General features: G+C 64.7%; 15 protein-coding genes and 2 pseudogenes. 4 read left to right on the top strand and 13 right to left on the bottom strand.

Features of this window, described 5'->3' with window-relative positions:
* Window position 1: 1 nt before the first annotated feature.
* From K6301_RS15015 to K6301_RS14995, 5 genes are all read right to left on the bottom strand, one after another.
* The gene (locus K6301_RS15015) at window positions 2-976 is read right to left on the bottom strand and encodes an ABC transporter permease (RefSeq protein ID WP_134648570.1); all 975 of its coding nucleotides are present in this window, start codon (window positions 974-976) and stop codon (window positions 2-4) included.
* Window positions 977-1,059: 83 nt separating this feature from the next.
* On the bottom strand, window positions 1,060-2,613 hold the full coding sequence (locus K6301_RS15010; RefSeq protein ID WP_247218059.1) for a sugar ABC transporter ATP-binding protein: 1,554 nt from the start codon (window positions 2,611-2,613) through the stop codon (window positions 1,060-1,062).
* A gap of 84 nt (window positions 2,614-2,697) precedes the next feature.
* Entirely contained in the window at window positions 2,698-3,687 is a 990-nt protein-coding gene (locus K6301_RS15005) for an ABC transporter substrate-binding protein (RefSeq protein ID WP_247218058.1), read from the bottom strand.
* A 209-nt stretch (window positions 3,688-3,896) separates the two neighbouring features.
* The gene (locus tag K6301_RS15000) at window positions 3,897-4,343 is read right to left on the bottom strand and encodes an RbsD/FucU family protein (protein WP_134648564.1); all 447 of its coding nucleotides are present in this window, start codon (window positions 4,341-4,343) and stop codon (window positions 3,897-3,899) included.
* Window positions 4,344-4,361: 18 nt separating this feature from the next.
* Window positions 4,362-5,381, bottom strand: a complete 1,020-nt coding sequence (locus K6301_RS14995; RefSeq protein ID WP_247218056.1) for an aldo/keto reductase — start codon at window positions 5,379-5,381, stop codon at window positions 4,362-4,364.
* Between the two features lie 181 nt (window positions 5,382-5,562).
* On the opposite strand from K6301_RS14995, the gene K6301_RS14990 reads away from it, so the two are divergent.
* Window positions 5,563-6,441, top strand: coding sequence for a GntR family transcriptional regulator (locus K6301_RS14990; RefSeq protein ID WP_134648560.1), 879 nt, complete (start codon window positions 5,563-5,565; stop codon window positions 6,439-6,441).
* A 10-nt stretch (window positions 6,442-6,451) separates the two neighbouring features.
* Window positions 6,452-7,543 carry a mannitol dehydrogenase family protein gene (locus K6301_RS14985; RefSeq protein ID WP_247218054.1) on the top strand — a complete coding sequence of 364 codons (1,092 nt, stop codon included), beginning with the start codon at window positions 6,452-6,454 and terminating at the stop codon, window positions 7,541-7,543.
* Here K6301_RS14985 and K6301_RS14980 read toward each other — a convergent pair.
* Both K6301_RS14980 and gabD read right to left on the bottom strand, forming a co-directional pair.
* Entirely contained in the window at window positions 7,537-8,337 is an 801-nt protein-coding gene (locus K6301_RS14980; protein WP_247218052.1) for an aldolase/citrate lyase family protein, read from the bottom strand. The genes K6301_RS14985 and K6301_RS14980 overlap by 7 nt on opposite strands.
* A 70-nt stretch (window positions 8,338-8,407) precedes the next feature.
* Window positions 8,408-9,859, bottom strand: a complete 1,452-nt coding sequence (gene gabD / locus K6301_RS14975; RefSeq protein WP_247218050.1) for an NADP-dependent succinate-semialdehyde dehydrogenase — start codon at window positions 9,857-9,859, stop codon at window positions 8,408-8,410.
* A 159-nt stretch (window positions 9,860-10,018) separates the two neighbouring features.
* On the opposite strand from gabD, the gene K6301_RS14970 reads away from it, so the two are divergent.
* Window positions 10,019-10,612, top strand: a complete 594-nt coding sequence (locus tag K6301_RS14970) for a nitroreductase family protein (protein ID WP_247218048.1) — start codon at window positions 10,019-10,021, stop codon at window positions 10,610-10,612.
* Between the two features lie 41 nt (window positions 10,613-10,653).
* On the opposite strand, the gene gyrB is transcribed toward K6301_RS14970, so the two are convergent.
* The 6 genes and pseudogenes from gyrB to K6301_RS14945 form a co-directional block, all read right to left on the bottom strand.
* Window positions 10,654-13,086: a DNA topoisomerase (ATP-hydrolyzing) subunit B gene (gyrB, locus tag K6301_RS14965; RefSeq protein WP_247218046.1), complete on the bottom strand. Its 2,433-nt coding sequence runs from the start codon at window positions 13,084-13,086 to the stop codon at window positions 10,654-10,656.
* Window positions 13,087-13,222: 136 nt separating this feature from the next.
* On the bottom strand, window positions 13,223-13,600 hold the full coding sequence (locus K6301_RS14960) for a helix-turn-helix domain-containing protein (protein WP_247218044.1): 378 nt from the start codon (window positions 13,598-13,600) through the stop codon (window positions 13,223-13,225).
* Window positions 13,597-13,941: pseudogene (locus K6301_RS25100) on the bottom strand (Smr/MutS family protein); the annotation flags it as partial. The gene K6301_RS14960 and the pseudogene K6301_RS25100, both read right to left, overlap by 4 nt.
* Before the next feature lie 119 nt (window positions 13,942-14,060).
* Window positions 14,061-14,163, bottom strand: a pseudogene (locus K6301_RS25095) (Smr/MutS family protein); the annotation flags it as partial.
* Entirely contained in the window at window positions 14,150-15,265 is a 1,116-nt protein-coding gene (mltA, locus tag K6301_RS14950) for a murein transglycosylase A (protein ID WP_247218039.1), read from the bottom strand. The gene mltA and the pseudogene K6301_RS25095, both read right to left, overlap by 14 nt.
* A gap of 9 nt (window positions 15,266-15,274) precedes the next feature.
* Window positions 15,275-15,976, bottom strand: a complete 702-nt coding sequence (locus tag K6301_RS14945) for a Tim44/TimA family putative adaptor protein (RefSeq protein WP_247218037.1) — start codon at window positions 15,974-15,976, stop codon at window positions 15,275-15,277.
* Window positions 15,977-16,056: 80 nt separating this feature from the next.
* On the opposite strand from K6301_RS14945, the gene K6301_RS14940 reads away from it, so the two are divergent.
* A complete protein-coding gene (locus K6301_RS14940) occupies window positions 16,057-16,578 on the top strand; it encodes an FxsA family protein (protein WP_247218035.1) in 522 nt (173 codons plus the stop codon).
* Window positions 16,579-16,611: the final 33 nt, after the last annotated feature.

The following is a 16,611-nucleotide window of genomic DNA, read 5'->3' as shown; positions in this document are numbered from 1 at the left end:
CTCAGCGGCTTCCGCGGCGACGCAACTGGTCGAAATAGACGATCACGATGATCAGCAGGCCGGTGATGATGCGCTGCCAGAACGAATTGACGTTGAGCAGGTTGGCGCCGTTGTTGATCGTCGCGAGGATGAAGGCGCCGAGCAGCGGGCCGTGCACCGAACCGACCGCGCCGAACAGGCTCGTGCCGCCGATCACCGACGAGGCGATCGCCTGGAGTTCCCAGCCTTCCGCCTGCGTGGCATTGCCGATGCCGATGCGCGAGGCGAGCAGCAGGCCGACGAAGGCCGCGCAGGTGGCCGACAGGATATAGGCGAGATAGATCGTGCGATCGACATTCACGCCGGAAAGCCGCGCCGCCTCCTTGTTGGAGCCGACGGCGAAAAGATAGCGGCCGAAGCGCGAGAGATGGAGGAAGATGAAGGCCGGGATGCCCACCAGGATGACCATCCAGAACAGGCTCGGGATGCCCAGGAAATCCGCGCGGGAGAAGTTGGTGAACCCCTCGTGCGTGATCGAGATGGTGGAGCCGTTCGTGATCAGAAGGCCGATCCCGCGCAGCGAGGTCAGCGTCGCCAGCGTGATGATGAAGGGCGGCAGGCCCATGCGCACGATGCCGAAACCGTGGAAGGCCCCGATCGCCACGCCCATCAGCAGCGTGAGGATGATCGCGGCCCAGAGCGGCACGCCGGCCTGCAGCAGCCAGGCGACGATGACGCTGGTGAAGCCGACAATGGCCCCCACCGAAAGATCGATGCCGGCGGTGATGATCACGAAGGTCTGGCCGACGGCGAGGATCGCCGTCATCGCGCCCTGGCGCAGCAGGTTCGAGATGTTGTTCGGCGACCAGAAGGCATTCGTTGCAAAGCCCAATGCCACCCAGAGCGCCAGCAGGAGCCCGAGCAGCGTCAGGCCGAGCAGGATGTTCGTGCCCTTTCTGGGTGCCGGTGCGCTTTCCGTGGTCGTCTCAACGCTCATGTTCTTCTCCCTTTCTGCGCGACGCTCAGCCTGTCCTGCGCGGTTGCGGACGAATGCCGCCGCGCAGTCCTGCCGGCACTGCTCTAACTGCCGATGGCCTGGGTCAGGACGTCTTCATGCGTGGCCGCCCGGTGGTCGTGGCTGGCGACGAGCCGGCCGCCGCGGAAGACGTGCAGCCGGTCGGCGAGCTCGTAGACCTCCGGCAGGTAGGACGAGATCAGGATGATGCCCGCCCCCTGCTTGAGCAACTCGCCGAACAGCCGGTAGATTTCCGCCTTGGTGCCGACATCGACGCCGACGGTCGGCTCGTCGAAGATGAAGAGCCGGGCGCCATGGCTCAGCCACTTGCCGATGACGATCTTCTGCTGGTTGCCGCCGGACATGGCCGAGGCGAGCACGTGGCGCGATGGCGTCTTGATACGGAGGTCGGCGATCTGGCGCTCGGCGTTGCGGGCGGCATCGCCCCGCCTAATCGTCAGGCCCGAACTCAGCCGCTTGAGGACCGGCAGGTTGATGTTGAGCCCGATGGGCAGGTTGAGGCACAGGCCCTGGTCGCGCCGGCTTTCCGGCGCAAGCGCGATGCCGAGCGCCATGGCGACCCGCTCATTGGGAATGGAAACCTTGCGGCCCTCCCAGAAAATCTCTCCGGCGGTCACGGGCTGGCGGCCGTAGAGGCCGAGCGCGAACTCGCTGCGCCCTGCCCCGATGAGGCCGTAGAGGCCGACGATCTCGCCGGCACGGACCGTCATCGAGACATCCTCGAAACCCGGGCCGGACAGGCCCTTCGTCTCGACGATGACATCGCCGACGGGCACCTGTTCCTTGTGGTAGATCTGTTCGATCGAGCGGTTGATCATCAGGGCGATCAGCTCGTTCTCGTTGGTCTCGCCGATGAGGCGCGTGCCGACATGGGTGCCGTCGCGAAGCACGGACACGCGGTCGGCGAGCTCGAAGACCTCCTCCATGCGGTGGCTGATATAGACGACGGTGACGCCCTGATCGCGCAGGCGGCGGATGAGGCGGAAGAGCTGGGCGGATTCCTGGCGCGTCAGATAGGCCGTCGGCTCGTCGAAGATGATGAAGCGGATGCCGCGCATGGCGGCCTTGGCGGTGGCGACCAGCTGCTGCTGGCCGATGGTGAGGCTCTCCAGGCGCGCGCCGGCCGGCAAGTGGAAGCCGAGATCGTCCAGCACCGCCTGCGCGGCCTTTTCCATGGCGGCTTTGCGCATCAGGCCATTGCGGTTCATCTCGTCGCCGAGGAACATGTTGGCGGCCACGGAGAGGTGCGGGCACAGCACGACTTCCTGATGCACTGCATTGATGCCGCGGGAGATGGCCTCGGTGGGGGTGGCGAGCTGCACCGGCTTGCCGCACCAGAAGACCTCGCCGGCCGTGCGCCGGATAACCCCGGTCAGAAGCTTGATCAGCGTCGATTTGCCGGCACCGTTCTCGCCGACGATGGCGTGGATTTCACCCGCCAGGAAGCTGACCGTCACCGGCTTCAGGGCCTCCACCAGGCCGTATTTCTTCTGCAGGCCACGCAATTCGAGGATCGGCGCGCCGCGCGGGACGGTATCGGATTCGGCAAGCCCGGCCTGGTCTTCATGCCGGCGGCTGAGTTCTTCGAGGCTGCTCATGGCGTTTCCTCCCGGACTGGGGAAAGCATCCCGCCCGAAGCAGAGCCCGGGCGGGATGTGGCTGGGCCGCGAAGGCCCGGCCGATCAGTTGACCTTCGGGTTCAGCAGGGCGTCGATCTTGGGATCGGCCATGTTGTCCTTGGTCACGAGGTTGGCGCCGGTATCGACGAAGGTTTCGACCTTCTCGCCCTTGGAGACGGCGAGCGCCGTTTTCACGCCGTCATAGCCCATGCGGTAGGGATCCTGCACGACGAGGCCGGCCAGCACGCCTTCCTTGAGGAAACCGACGGTCTTTTCGTCGCTGTCGAAGCCGATGACCTTGATCTTGTCGCCGAGCTTGTTTTCCGCGATCGCCTGGCCGACGCCCTGCGCCATGATGAGGTTGGAGGCGAAGACTCCGACGAGGTTCGGATTGGCGGTGATGAGGTCGGTCATGATGTTGAGGCCGGTCGTGGCCTGACCGTCCGCATATTTGTCCGCGACCACCTTGAGGCCCGGATACTTGGTCTTCACCTCATCCAGGAAGCCTTCGCGGCGCTGGTCGAGCGAGCCGACGCCCGGAAGGCTGGTGATGATGGCGATGTCGCCCTCGTCCTTGCCGGTGGCGGCCTTGATGGCGGCGGCGAGGCCATCGGCGGCGATGCGGCCGCCCTGGACGTTATCCGTCGTCAGGAACGAGGTGAAGGCCTTGGAATCCGCCGACGAGTCGATGCCGATGATCGGAACGGACTTCGCCGCCTCGTCGATCGGCTTGCCGAGCGCCTTGAACTCCGTGGGCGAAATGACCACGGCGGCCGGTGCGCCGGCCACCGCGTTTTCGAGAATGGTGATCTGGCCGTTGATGTCGGCTTCCGACTGAGCGCCGAGTTCCGGCACCTTGACGCCGAGGTCCTTGCCGGCCTGGCGCGCGCCGGCCAGCACGATCTGCCAGTAGAAGGAGGTGGTGTCCTTCACGATGATCGGAATGGTGACTTCCTGCGCGAACGACTGCGCAGGCGTCATGGTGGCGAGGACTGCGGCACCCGCAAGCGCGGTGAAGGCGCGGCGGGTCAGAAGCGATCTTACAATGCTCATCTGGTTTCTCCTCTCAGGTGCTTCCTGTCCTCCTTGCGGGATCGGGTTGCAGGAAGCGAACAACTCGATCTTTTATCGATAAAAAACATTTATCGTTGCAAGCTACACCCGCTGCCATGCCTTGGCAAGCGGGGCATTTCTCTCTCGGAAACCTTGTTTTCCAGCACTCCAGTCCATGCCCTCGTCCTCCCAAACGACGGCGTCGGGTCCTAGACCCGGACGGATTCCTGCGGGTGCACGACACCCATCTTCAAGATCAGATTGCCATAAAGACGGGCTTCCGTCGTGGCCACAATGCAGGCGGCCTTGCGCGCCATCTCGTAGAAGGCGAAACGCTCGACTGGATGGATCGTGAAATCGCCCGCATGGCGATGCACGACCTCCTGGAAGGTGGCGCAGACCTCCGGCACCGCGCCCGGATCGCCCACGACCTCCATGCGCCAGGCGGCCTTCGGCACGAAGGTATCGAGCGGCATGTGGGTCAGGATCGCCTCGGCCATCGCGACGGCGTCCACACCATCCGCGCGCACGACCCTGGGCCCGAGGAACGTCACCGGGAAATTGGCATCGGCGATGACGATATCGTCGCCGTGGCCCATCGACCGCAGCGCATGCAGCAGGTCGGGACCGAGCAGGGGATGAATGCCTTTCAACATGGGTTTCGACCTTCCACGCTATTGCCGCACGGCCTCTTGCCCGAGTTCGGGCGCGACCAGCGTATACGGCTCGAAAGCCGGGTAAATGTTTTGGGGCAACGGCGCGCGCGCCAGCTGCATGTTCCGGCGCAGGCTCTCGGGCCGCGCGGTGCCGATGAGGATGGAGGCGACCGACGGGTTTTCCAGCGGGAACCGCAGCGCCGGTGCGGCGAGCGGCACGCCGTTCTTCTCCGCGATCTCCACCATCGCGCCGACCTTGGCGGCGACATCCGATGTTGCCGGCATGTAATCGAAATGCGCGCCCTCGACCGGCCCCGTCGCGAGAATGCCGGAATTGAAGACACCGCCCACCACCAGCGACGTTCCGCGCGCCGCGCAGAGCGGCAGGAGCGCGCTCTCGGCGGTGCGGTCCAGCAATGTGTAGCGTCCGGCAAGCAGGATGCAGTCGAGATCGGCATGGCGCATGACATCGAGGCAGACCGGCACCTCGTTCACGCCGAGCCCATAAGCCTTGATCGCGCCCGACGACTTCAGCTCCGACAGCGCTTTCAGGCCGGAATCGAGCAGCTGGCGCAGATGGAAGGCGTTGCGTTCGGCACCGTGCGTATAGACCCCGATATCGTGCACATAGAGGATATCGATGCGGTTGAGGCCAAGGCGTGCGTGGCTGAGTTCCACCGAGCGCATGATGCCGTCATAGCTGTAGTCGTAGCGCACATCGAAGGGCAGCGGATCGACATAGCCGTAGTCCGGCACCTTGTCGTCGGCGACGGGAACCATGATGCGGCCGACCTTGCTGGACAGCACATAGCTTTCCGACGGCTTGTCGCGCAGGAAATCGCCGGTGCGGCGCTCCGCCAGGCCGAAGCCGTACCAGGGCGCGGTATCGAAATAGCGGATGCCCTCATCCCACACCGCTTCGAGCGTCGCCATCGCCGCATCGCGCGGGCAGGCCCGGTACAGGCCGCCAAGCGCTGCCGTGCCGAAACTGAATTCGGTGACGGCAAGGCCGGTGCGCGCAATGGTGCGTGTCTTCATGGGTCCTCCCGACCGGCGTCCTCCCGCCGGCTATTTGTCTTTTATCGACAATAGACAGATCGTCGTCAATGGGTAATATGAAGTCCCCAACGCAACAGGACGGCGTGCACTCCGCCAGGACATCTGGCCATTCGCCCGTTCAGCCGCTAAGGGGCGCAGGACACAACGAACGGCAGCATTCATGGCCAAGCAGAACACCGTCTTCAAGGACGCCTTCAACCGCTGCCTCAAGCTTCTGGAACAGACGGCGAGCCTGCCTTCGGAACCGGAACTGGGCGCCACGCTCGGCGTGAGCCGCACCACCGTCCGCGCGGTGCTCGGGCGGCTGGAGGAGGTGGGCCTCTTGGCCTGGGACAAGCGGCGCAAGATCGTGCTCCGCAAACCCGTGGCGGCCGACTACTTTCCGACGGAAGAGACGGATTCGCTTTCCGAGATCATCGAGCGCAGCTTCATGCGCCGGATTCTCGACGGCGGCGCACAGCCCGGCATGCAGATCAACGAACTGGAACTTGCCCGCGAGATCGGCATCGGCACGACGGGCGTGCGCGAATTCCTGATCCGCTTCAGCCGCTTCGGCCTGATCGAGAAGAGGCCCAACAGCCATTGGGTGCTGAAAGGCTTTACCCGGGAGTTCGCGCTCGAACTCACGGAGGTGCGCGAGATCTTCGAACTGCGCTCGGCGGCGGCCTTCGCGCATCTGCCGAAGGATCACGCGGCTTGGCAGGAGCTGGACGCCATCGAGGCCGTGCACCGTGACATCCTCGCCGACATCGACAATCGTTACCTGGATTTCTCCGAGCTCGACGAGCGCTTCCATCTTCTGGTGCACCGCGCCTCGCGCAACCGTTTCATCGTCGATTTCTACGACGTGATCGCCATCGTCTTCCACTATCACTACCAGTGGAACAAGACGAATGCGCGCCAACGCAATGCCCGCGCGCTGGAGGAACACCTGGCCTATATCGCGGCCTTGCGCTCGCGGGACCCGATCGAGATCGAGCTGGCCTGCCGCCAACACCTGAAATCCGCCCGCGAAACCCTGCTTCAGTCCATCAACTGACGGAGCCGCCATGGCCACGCCGATCCTGCAATTCGGAACCAGCCGCTTCCTCCAGGCGCATGCCGACCTCTTCGTCGACGAGGCCCTGAGAAGCGGCGACGCGCTCGGCCGTATCACGGTGGTGCAGACCACGGGCGCGGCGGAACGCGCCGGCCGGCTCACCGCACTTGCGGCTCCCGGCGGCTATCCCGTCATCATCCGCGGCCGCAAGGACGGCCGCGACATCGAACGGCAGCAGCAGGTCGAAAGCATCGCCCGCACGCTTTCGACGGCAAGCGGCTGGGACGCGGTGCGCCGGGTGTTCCGTGACGAGGCCGCCGTGATCATCTCCAATACCGGCGATACCGGCTATCGGGTCGAGGCCGACGATCTGCGCAATCCGGTGCCGGCGTCCTTTCCCGGCAAGCTGCTTGCCCTTCTCAAGGCGCGCTTTTCGGCGAACGGCCGGCCGCTCACCATCCTGCCCTGCGAACTGGTGTCGCGAAACGGCGACGTGCTGAAGCGGATCGTGCTGGAGCTCCAGGTCGATCATTACCCGGATTCGGCTTTTCGGGACTGGCTGGCGAACGCCGTCATCTGGGCCAATACGCTGGTCGACCGGATCGTTTCCGAACCGCTCGAGCCGGCGGGCGCGATCGCCGAACCCTATGCGCTTTGGGCGATCGAGATGCAGCCGGGCCTTACCCTGCCCTGCCGCCATCCCGATATGGTGCTGGTCGACGACCTCACGCCTTACGAAAAGCTCAAGCTGCACATCCTCAATCTCGGCCATACCGTTCTGGCGGATATCTGGATGCGGGAGAGCCGGCCGGCCGATGAGACGGTAAAGGCCATTCTGGCCGATCCCGCCGTTCGTGGGCGGCTTGTCTCACTCTATCGCGGCGAAGTCATTCCCGGTTTTGCCGCGCACGGCCTTGGCGCAGAGGCCGAGGCCTATATTGCCGCAACGCTGGAACGCTTCGACAATCCGTTTCTGGCGCACGGCCTGCGCGATATCGCGAACCATCATGCGGAAAAGCGTGCCCGCCGCATCGGCGATTTCCTGGCCTGGAGCCCGTCCGTCCCGATGCCGGGACTGGCGGCCATCGCCCGCGGTCAGTAACCGCCGCCGCGCGCCGCTGGAGCGGCTTCGCTGAGAAACTGGCGTCGCAGATCGCCCACGGCCGCGACAAGGCAATTGACGTCGGTGCCGATCGCCATGAAATCCGCGCCGAGATCACGATAGACCGCAGCCTGCGGCAGCGAGACCGTCATGATGCCGCGGGCCTTGCCATGCGCCTTGATCCGGCTAAAGGCATGGATGATCGCAGCCAGTACCTCCGGCGCGCCGGGATTGCCGAGATGGCCCATGTCGGCGGCGAGGTCGGACGGGCCGATGAAGACGCCGTCGACACCCTCGACCGCCGCGATCTCGTCGATGGCGGCGAGGCCCGCGCGGTTTTCCACCTGCACGATGAGACAGATCTCGTCATTGGCGGTCGTCACGTAATCCGCCACGCGGTTGAAATCGCTGGCACGGCCGAGGCCCGCGCCGACACCGCGGATGCCGTGCGGCGGATAGCGCAGCGCCCGCACCAGCGCCCTGGCCTGTTCGGCGGATTCGACCATGGGAATGAGGAAGGTCTGGGCGCCCTGATCGAGCAGCTGCTTGAGGATCCAGGCCTCACCCATGGGCGGGCGGACCATGGCATGCGTCGGCGTATGGCGCAACGCGCCGAGCTGGGCGCCCATCAAGGGCACGTCGTTCGGGCCATGCTCGCCGTCGATCAGCAGCCAGTCATAGCCGCTGGTCGCGAGGATCTCGGCCGCATAGGCGCTGCCGAGCGCTGCCCAGAGCCCGAGCTGGAACCGGCCTTCGCGCAGCGCGGCCTTGAAGGTGTTTTTCGGAGCGGACACGGTCTTTCCCTTCTTCAAACGCAAACCGGCCGGCAAGCGCCGGCCGGAAACATCAAACCCTTGCCTGATCTCAGCCGATACCGCCGAGGCAGACATATTTGATTTCGGTGAACTCCTCGATGCCGTAGCGCGAGCCCTCGCGGCCGAGGCCGGAGAGTTTTACGCCGCCGAAGGGCGCTTCGGCCGTGGAGATGAGGCCGGTATTGACGCCCACCATGCCGTATTCAAGCGCTTCGGCCACGCGGAACACCCGCGACAGGTCCTTGGCGTAGAAATAGGAGGCAAGGCCGAACTCGGTGTCGTTGGCCTGCGCGATGACATCGTCCTCGTCCTTGAAGCGGAAGAGCGGTGCGACCGGACCGAAGGTCTCCTCGCGCGCCACCGCCATATCGGGCGTCACGCCGGCAATGACCGTCGCCTCGTAGAAGGTGCCGCCCAGTTCATGGCGCTTGCCGCCCTGGATGACCTTGCCGCCCTTCCTGACGGCATCGGCCACGTGTTCCTCGACCTTCTCCAGCGCGGCCTCGTCGATCAGCGGCCCGAGGATCACGCCCTCGTCGAAGCCGTTGCCGGTCTTCAGCTTTCCGACGGCCGCCGCGAGCTTTTCGGAGAAGGCGTCATAGACACCGTCCTGCACATAGAGCCGGTTGGCGCAGACGCAGGTCTGGCCGTTGTTGCGGAACTTGGCGATCATCGCGCCCTCGACGGCCGCATCCAGATCGGCATCGTCGAAGACGATGAAGGGGGCGTTGCCGCCGAGCTCCAGGCCGAGCTTCTTGATGGTCGGTGCGCACTGCTTGTAAAGCTCGGCGCCGATTTCCGTCGAGCCGGTGAAGGTGAGCTTGCGCACGGTCGGATTGGCGGTCAGTTCCGCACCGATATCGCGGGCCGAGCCCGTGACGACGGAAAACAGGCCGGCGGGGAGGCCGGCGCGCTCGGCCAGCACGGCAATGGCAATGGCCGAGAACGGCGTCTGCGAAGCCGGCTTCAGCACCATGGCGCAGCCGGCAGCGAAGGCCGGGCCGGCCTTGCGCGTGATCATCGCGTTGGGGAAGTTCCACGGCGTGATGGCCGCGACCACGCCGATCGGCTGCTTCATCACGAGGATGCGCTTGTCCTTCTGGTGGCCAGGCACGATATCGCCGTAGAGACGGCGGGCTTCCTCGGCGAACCACTCGATGAAGCTTGCGCCATAGACGATCTCGCCGGTGGCTTCCGCCAGCGGCTTGCCCTGTTCCATGGTGAGGATGCGCCCGAGATCGTCCTTGTTCTCGATCATCAGGTCGAACCACTTGCGCAGCACCGTGGAGCGTTCCTTGGCGGTGCGCGCCGCCCAGCCCTTCTGAGCCGCCGCGGCCGCGTCGATGGCTTCCTTCGTCTCCGCAGCACCAAGCTTCGGGACATAGCCGACCAGTTCACCCGTCGCCGGGTTCTTCACCGCGATGCCGCTCCCATCCGCGTCGATCCAGCGCGTGCCGACAAGGGCTGCCTGGCGCAGCAGGCTCGGGTCTTTCAGGCTCATCGGTATTCTCCCATGTCACGATGCCATCCGGTCTTCGACCGATGTTATAGGGCGCCAGCCACCCCTTCGACAATGCGACAGACATGCAATTTTGGCGCTTCGCAGCGGCCGGGCGCGGGTCTAATGTTTCGACGCACAGTCTGACATTCGAGGTTCGCAATGACCCATCCGACCGGCCGCAAGGCCGACCACACCATCGATCCAATCTTTCTCGACCGCTGGTCACCCCGCGCCTTTACCGGCGAAGCCATGCCGCAGGAGACGCTGCTGTCGCTGTTCGAAGCCGCCCGCTGGGCGCCGTCGGCCGCCAACAGCCAGCCGTGGCATTTCGTCTACGGCCACCGCGGCACGGAGGCCTTCGACACGATCTTCAACACGCTTTTCGAGGGAAACCGGCGCTGGGCCGACAAGGCCTCGGTGCTCGTCGCCATCGTGTCCCAGACCCATATTCCCTATGCCGAAGGCGAGTTGCGCCCGGCCTTTACCCACGCCTTCGATACCGGCGCGGCCTGGGCCTATCTGGCACTGGAAGCGACGCGCGCTGGCTACTACGCCCATGCGATGGGCGGTGTCGACCGGGAGGCCCTGAAAGAGGTTTTGGGCGTTCCCGACAATTTCCGGGTGGAAGCAGCGCTTGCCATCGGCAAGATCGCACCGAAGGAGACCCTGCCGGAAGACCTGATGCAGCGCGAAGTGCCGAGCACGCGCAAACCCGTCACGGCGTTCATTTCCGAAGGCAAGTTCTCCGCCTGAGCCCGATATGAAAGAGCCGCCCTGTGGGCGGCTCTTTGTCATCAGATGTCCAGGTTGGCGACGCTGAGCGCGTTTTCCTGGATGAAGTCGCGCCGTGGCTCCACCTCGTCACCCATCAGGCGGGCAAACAGGCCATCCGCGTCGGTGGCGTCGTTGACCTTGACCTGCAGCAGCGAGCGCACGTTCGGATCGAGCGTCGTTTCCCACAGCTGCTCGGCGTTCATTTCACCGAGACCCTTATAGCGCTGCATGGACAGGCCCTTGCGGCCGGCGGCGAAGACGGCGTCCAGAAGGGCGCGCGGACCGGTGATCTCCGTCTGGCCATCCTTGCGGCGCAGCACCGGCGGCACCGCGTAGGTTTCCTTCAGGCGGGCGGAGAGCTGATCGATATGGCGCGCATCGGCAGAGCCAATCAGGGCCATGTCGAGATGGGCGAATTCCTTGACACCGCGCACCATGCGCTCGAACCGCAGGCCGCCATCGGTTGCGACGGAACCCTCCCAGCCACGCTCGGTCTCCTCGGCAATGATGTCGAGGCGGCGGGCGACTTCCGTTGCCATGACGGCATAGGCGTCGCGGTCGTGGCTGGTTTCGAGGTTCAGCGCGCCGGCAATGGCGGCCTGCTCGATGAGATCACGGTTGTAGCGCGAATGCAGGCCTTCAAGCAGCGTGCGCAGGCGCAGGGCATCCTGGATGAGCTCCATGATATCGCGCCCGACGCGCACTTCGCCGGTCGAAAGCTCCAGCGCCGCATCATCGAGGCCGGTGCCGATCAGGTAGTCTTCCAGCGCCTTTTCGTTTTTCAGGTACTGGCTCGATTTGCCGCGCGACACCTTATAGAGCGGCGGCTGCGCGATATAGAGATGGCCGCGCTCGATCAGCTCCGGCATCTGGCGGAAGAAGAAGGTGAGCAGCAGGGTGCGGATATGGGCGCCGTCCACGTCGGCGTCCGTCATGATGATGATCTTGTGGTAGCGCAGCTTGTCGGCGTTGAACTCGTCCTTGCCGATCGACGTGCCGAGCGCGGTGATCAGCGTGCCGATTTCCTGGCTGGAGAGCATCTTGTCGAAGCGCGCGCGCTCCACGTTGAGGATCTTGCCGCGCAGCGGCAGGATTGCCTGGTTCTCGCGCGAGCGGCCCTGCTTGGCCGAGCCGCCGGCCGAATCGCCCTCGACGAGGAAGACTTCCGACTTGGCCGGATCGCGCTCCGAGCAGTCGGCAAGCTTGCCGGGCAGCGAGGAAATGTCGAGCGCGCCCTTGCGGCGTGTCAGTTCGCGCGCCTTGCGGGCGGCCTCGCGGGCGGCAGCGGCCTCGACGACCTTGCCGATCAGCGTCTTGGCATCCGTCGGATGCTCTTCCATCCAGGTGCTGAGCGCCTCGTTGACGAGGCTTTCCACGACGGGACGAACCTCCGACGACACCAGCTTGTCCTTGGTCTGCGAGGAGAATTTCGGATCGGGCACCTTCACCGAGAGAACCGCGGTCAGGCCTTCGCGGCAGTCATCGCCGGTCAGCGTGACCTTTTCCTTCTTCATAATGCCGGAGCTTTCGGCATAGGAGACGACCTGGCGCGTCAGCGCGCCACGGAAGCCCGCCATATGCGTGCCGCCATCGCGCTGGGGAATGTTGTTGGTGAAGCAGAGCACGTTCTCGTGGTAGCTGTCGTTCCACCACATGGCGACTTCGACGGTGATGCCGTCCTTCTCGCCGCGGATAGAGATCGGCTTGTCGACCAGCGGCTTCTTCGCCCGGTCGAGGAAGGTCACGAAGGCTTCGAGCCCGCCTTCGTACATCAGCTCGTCCTGCTTGATATCCGAATGCCGGCGATCGGTCAGGAGGATGCGCACGCCGGAATTGAGGAAGGCGAGCTCGCGCAGGCGGTGTTCAAGCGTCGAATAGTTGAAATCGATATTGGAGAAGGTCTCCGTCGAGGGCAGGAAGGTCACTTCCGTGCCGGTCTCGTTGCCGGCATCGCCCGTCACGGTCAGCGGGCCGTCCGCAACGCCATGGGTGAAGGACATTTCGTGGATCTTGCCGCTGCGGCGGATCTTGAGCTTGAGCTTGACGGAGAGCGCGTTCACCACAGACACGCCCACGCCGTGCAGGCCGCCCGACACCTTGTAGGAGTTCTGGTCGAACTTGCCGCCGGCATGGAGCTGGGTCATGATGACCTCGGCCGCCGACACGCCCTCTTCCTTGTGGATGTCGGTCGGGATGCCACGGCCGTTGTCCGTCACCGTGACGGAACCGTCCGGATTGAGCGTGACCGTCACGATATCCGCATGGCCTGCCAGCGCCTCGTCGATCGCGTTGTCGACGACTTCGTAGACCATGTGGTGCAGGCCCGAGCCGTCATCGGTGTCGCCGATATACATGCCGGGGCGCTTGCGCACCGCGTCAAGCCCCTTCAGAACCTTGATCGAATCTGCGCCATACTCGGCCGGGCCGTTTTCGGTCTCGGGTGTGTCAGTCATACAAACGTCTTTCCAGAGGTTTCGCGAAACGCGGGAGGCGCGGCGAATCACCGCTTTCCAAGTCCCTGAATATAGGGATTTTGGACCCAAGTTCCAAATCGGAGAGCACCGAAAACCGGCAGAATTCAGGGTATCTTCAGGGTTTTACCCGGGAATTGCACGCTTTTTCGAGAATACCCGCCAGACGGCGGACGGTCGCGGGCGGCAGATTGCGGATCTCGGCAGAAAGCCGGTTCGCCAAGGCGGTATATTCCGGTGGAAGACCCGATGTATCCACCACCACGCGGGGGTCGGAAATCTCGGCGATACGGAACAGTTCTTCCGCCTCGTCCCAGATGACGTTGAAGTAACCGGCGACGCGCTGGAGGAAATCGAAACTCGGTGTGCCGCGCTTGCCGTGTTCCAGCGCCGAGAGGTAGGCCGGGCTCACGCCGAGGGCCGCCGCCATCTCCTTTTGCGAAACGCCCTTGCGATCGCGCAGGTGGCGCACGGCCTTGCCGAAGGGCGTGGTCATCGCTTTTCCCCCGGCTGGCGGGCGAGCCGGACATAGAGCGCGCCCTCGCCGCCGTGATTGCGTGCGGCAGGCTCGTAGGACGAGATGAGCGGCCGGAATTCCGGCAGCGAGAACCAGAGCGGCACCGCCCGCTTCAGCGCACCGTCGCTGCCGAGCGACGTGCCCTTGCCGGTGATGACGAGCACGTGGCGCATGCCGCGCTCGTGGGCGCGGATAAGGAAGCCCAGCAGAAAGCCGTGCGCCTCGCTCTGGACCATGCCGTGCAGGTCGATGCGTGCCTCCAGCGCCAGGCGGCCCTTGGCGATCTTGCGCTTGACGGGAAGCTCCAGCGGATGGTGCCTCGTCTCCTTGCCGCGGCCGACGCTGAGCGCGATGCCGTCGCCGGCCGGCTTCTCCGCCTTCGCCTTTTTCGGTGCGGCAACCGGCTGCTCCTCGGCGGTCTCGATGAAAGCCGCCTCGAATTCGCTCAGCGCGTCGAGCTTGCCCGGCATGGCGCGCGTGCTGCGCGCCACCTTGCCCCACAGGATGCGATCCTCGCTGGAAAGGTTCTTATCCTTCGGCATGCAGGTAGCGCTCCGCTGCCGCCCGGGGGAGGAGAATGTGGAAGGTCGCGGGGTTGCGCACATGGCCCGCCAGCGCACCCGCCGCGTCGCCCGATCCGGTGAAGATATCGCCGCGCGCCGGCCCGACAATGGCCGTGCCGGTGTCCAGCGCCAGCATCAGCCGCCGGAACGGCTTGCCGCCGTCCATGTGGGTGAGGCTGTCGCTCGAGATGAAGAAGGGCAGGCCGAACGTATGGATCATCCGGTCGACGGCAAGCGAGCGTCCGGCGACCAGCGGCACCTTGGCGGCGGCGATCGGCCCGAGGTCGATATCGTCGACCACGGCCTCCTTGAAGAAGATGAAGGAGCGGTTGTGCCACAAGACGGCATCGACCTCACCCTCATGGCGGGCGAGCCAGTCGCGGATCGAGGCCATCGAGACGGTTGCCGCATCGATCTCGCCGCGATCGATCAGCAGCTTGCCGATCGGCGAGAAGGGATGGCCCGACTTGCCGGCATAGGTGATGCGCTTGAGCGTGCCATCGGGGTAGACGAGCCGTGCCGCGCCCTGCACATGCGCGAAGAACACGTCGACCTTCGAGCGGGCATAGGCGATTTCCAACCCGCGTTCCGAGAGGAAACCGCGTTCGATTTCGCCGCGATCCGGATGCTCGACGATGCCGCCCTCGGTCTGAAGGCCGAAGGCGTAGCCGGCCGGAAAACCCGCCGGCCGATTGTCGTCGTCGATATCGACCAGGTCGTCCGGCCGGCGATAGAACGGATAGCGATATTCCGCATCCGGTTCGGCATGCACGGACACTTCAGGCTCGTAGAACGCGGTGACGAAGCCGGGCGCGCCATCGGCCTTTTCGATCAGGAACGGAATGGTGTGGGCCTCGAAAAAGGCGCGCACGGCGTCCACGCCTTGCGGGTCTTCGGCGGCCATCGCATCCAGCAAGGACAAAAGCTCGCCGGCGGTGATGCCGAGCGAGCCTGTCTTGTAGGGCTTGACGTCGCGGATATGGTCGCGACAGCGGCGCATGGCCGCCATCAGCGGTGTCGGATCGTCCTCGTCCCAGCCGGGAATCGCGGAAAACCGGGCCGGAACCAGACGGTAGTCCATGACGCTTGCTCAGCCTTCCGATTCGGTGGCGATCAGTTTCCAGTTCGGATCGCGCGAGCGGGTGTCGCGGGCGAAGGTCCAGAGGTCGTTGACCTCGGCCACCGTCTCCGCGTCGCCCTCGACCAGCTTGCCTTCCTTGTCATAGGTGGCGGAAATCAGCTGGCTGACGATGCGCAACGTGATGTTCGCCTCGCTGTCCTTGACCTCGGCGCCGACGATATCGGCCTTCTCGATGCCGACGAACGAGGACCGCACGACCTCGCCCTTGCTCTCGCGCTCGGAAATCGCGGCGTCGAAGCCCTCATAAACCTCGCGGGAGAGAAGGTTCTTCAGCGTCTTGCGGTCGCCATCGGCGAAGGCGACGACGATCATCTCATAGGCCATGCGCGCGCCGTCGATAAATTTCTTCGGCTCGAAGGACGGGTCGGTCTTGGCGAGTGCGCGCAGCGACTCGTTGAGCGGCGTGCCGGGGGCGGCATAGGCATCGATCGCGGCATAGGGATTTTCATCCTCATCGAGATCCCGCCGCGGCAGGGTGACGACCTTGCCGCGATCGGCCGAATCAGCCGGCTCCACGCCTTCCCGCTTGGAATAGGGATCGAACGGCGGGCGCTCGTTACCGGTGCGGCGGCCGAGCACACTGCGCAACTGGAGAAAGATCACCACCGCAGCCACGAGGAAGAAAATCGTTACAAAGTCGAATGAGCCCATTATCGATCCGCTGCCGGTTCCTGTTTTTAGTTATCTTCCCCATATAGTCCGCAACGGCGGATCATTCAAATGGCGATGACGTGAATGCGCCGGCCATCTGCACGCGGTATCGGCTGACGGAAATCTATGCGACACTGGAGACCATGTTGAGACTTCTCTTTGCGTTCTTCTTTCTTCTCTTGCCGCTGGCGGAAATCGCCTGCTTCATCCTTGTCGGACGGCGGATCGGACTGATGCCCACGCTCGGGCTCGTCGTGCTCTCCGGCGTGGCCGGTATCGTGCTGATGCGCATACAGGGGTTCGGCGTGCTGGCGCGCATCCGCCAGTCCGGCCGGCAGGGCCGCGCGCCCGGCAAGGAACTGCTCGACGCCGCGATGATCCTGATTGCCGGCATCCTCTTCATCATTCCCGGCTTCCTGACCGATATCGTCGGGCTGGCGCTGTTTCTTCCGCCCGTGCGGACCTTTTTGTGGAACCGGCTGATGCGCAACATGGTTGTGGTGGATATCGGCAACATGCAGGGTGGATCGCGTCCGCAAACCGGACCGGACCGGACCATCGATCTCGACCGGGACGACTTCCATCGCGACGGCCGGCCTTGAGCCGAGGGTTGTAAGCCTATGGCCGAAATGCTA

Origin of the sequence: Shinella oryzae (genome assembly GCF_023038235.1) — a bacterium.
GTDB lineage: Bacteria > Pseudomonadota > Alphaproteobacteria > Rhizobiales > Rhizobiaceae > Shinella > Shinella sumterensis.
The sequence above is the reverse complement of the archived record's forward strand: the minus strand, read 5'-3'. Positions and strand labels throughout refer to the sequence as shown.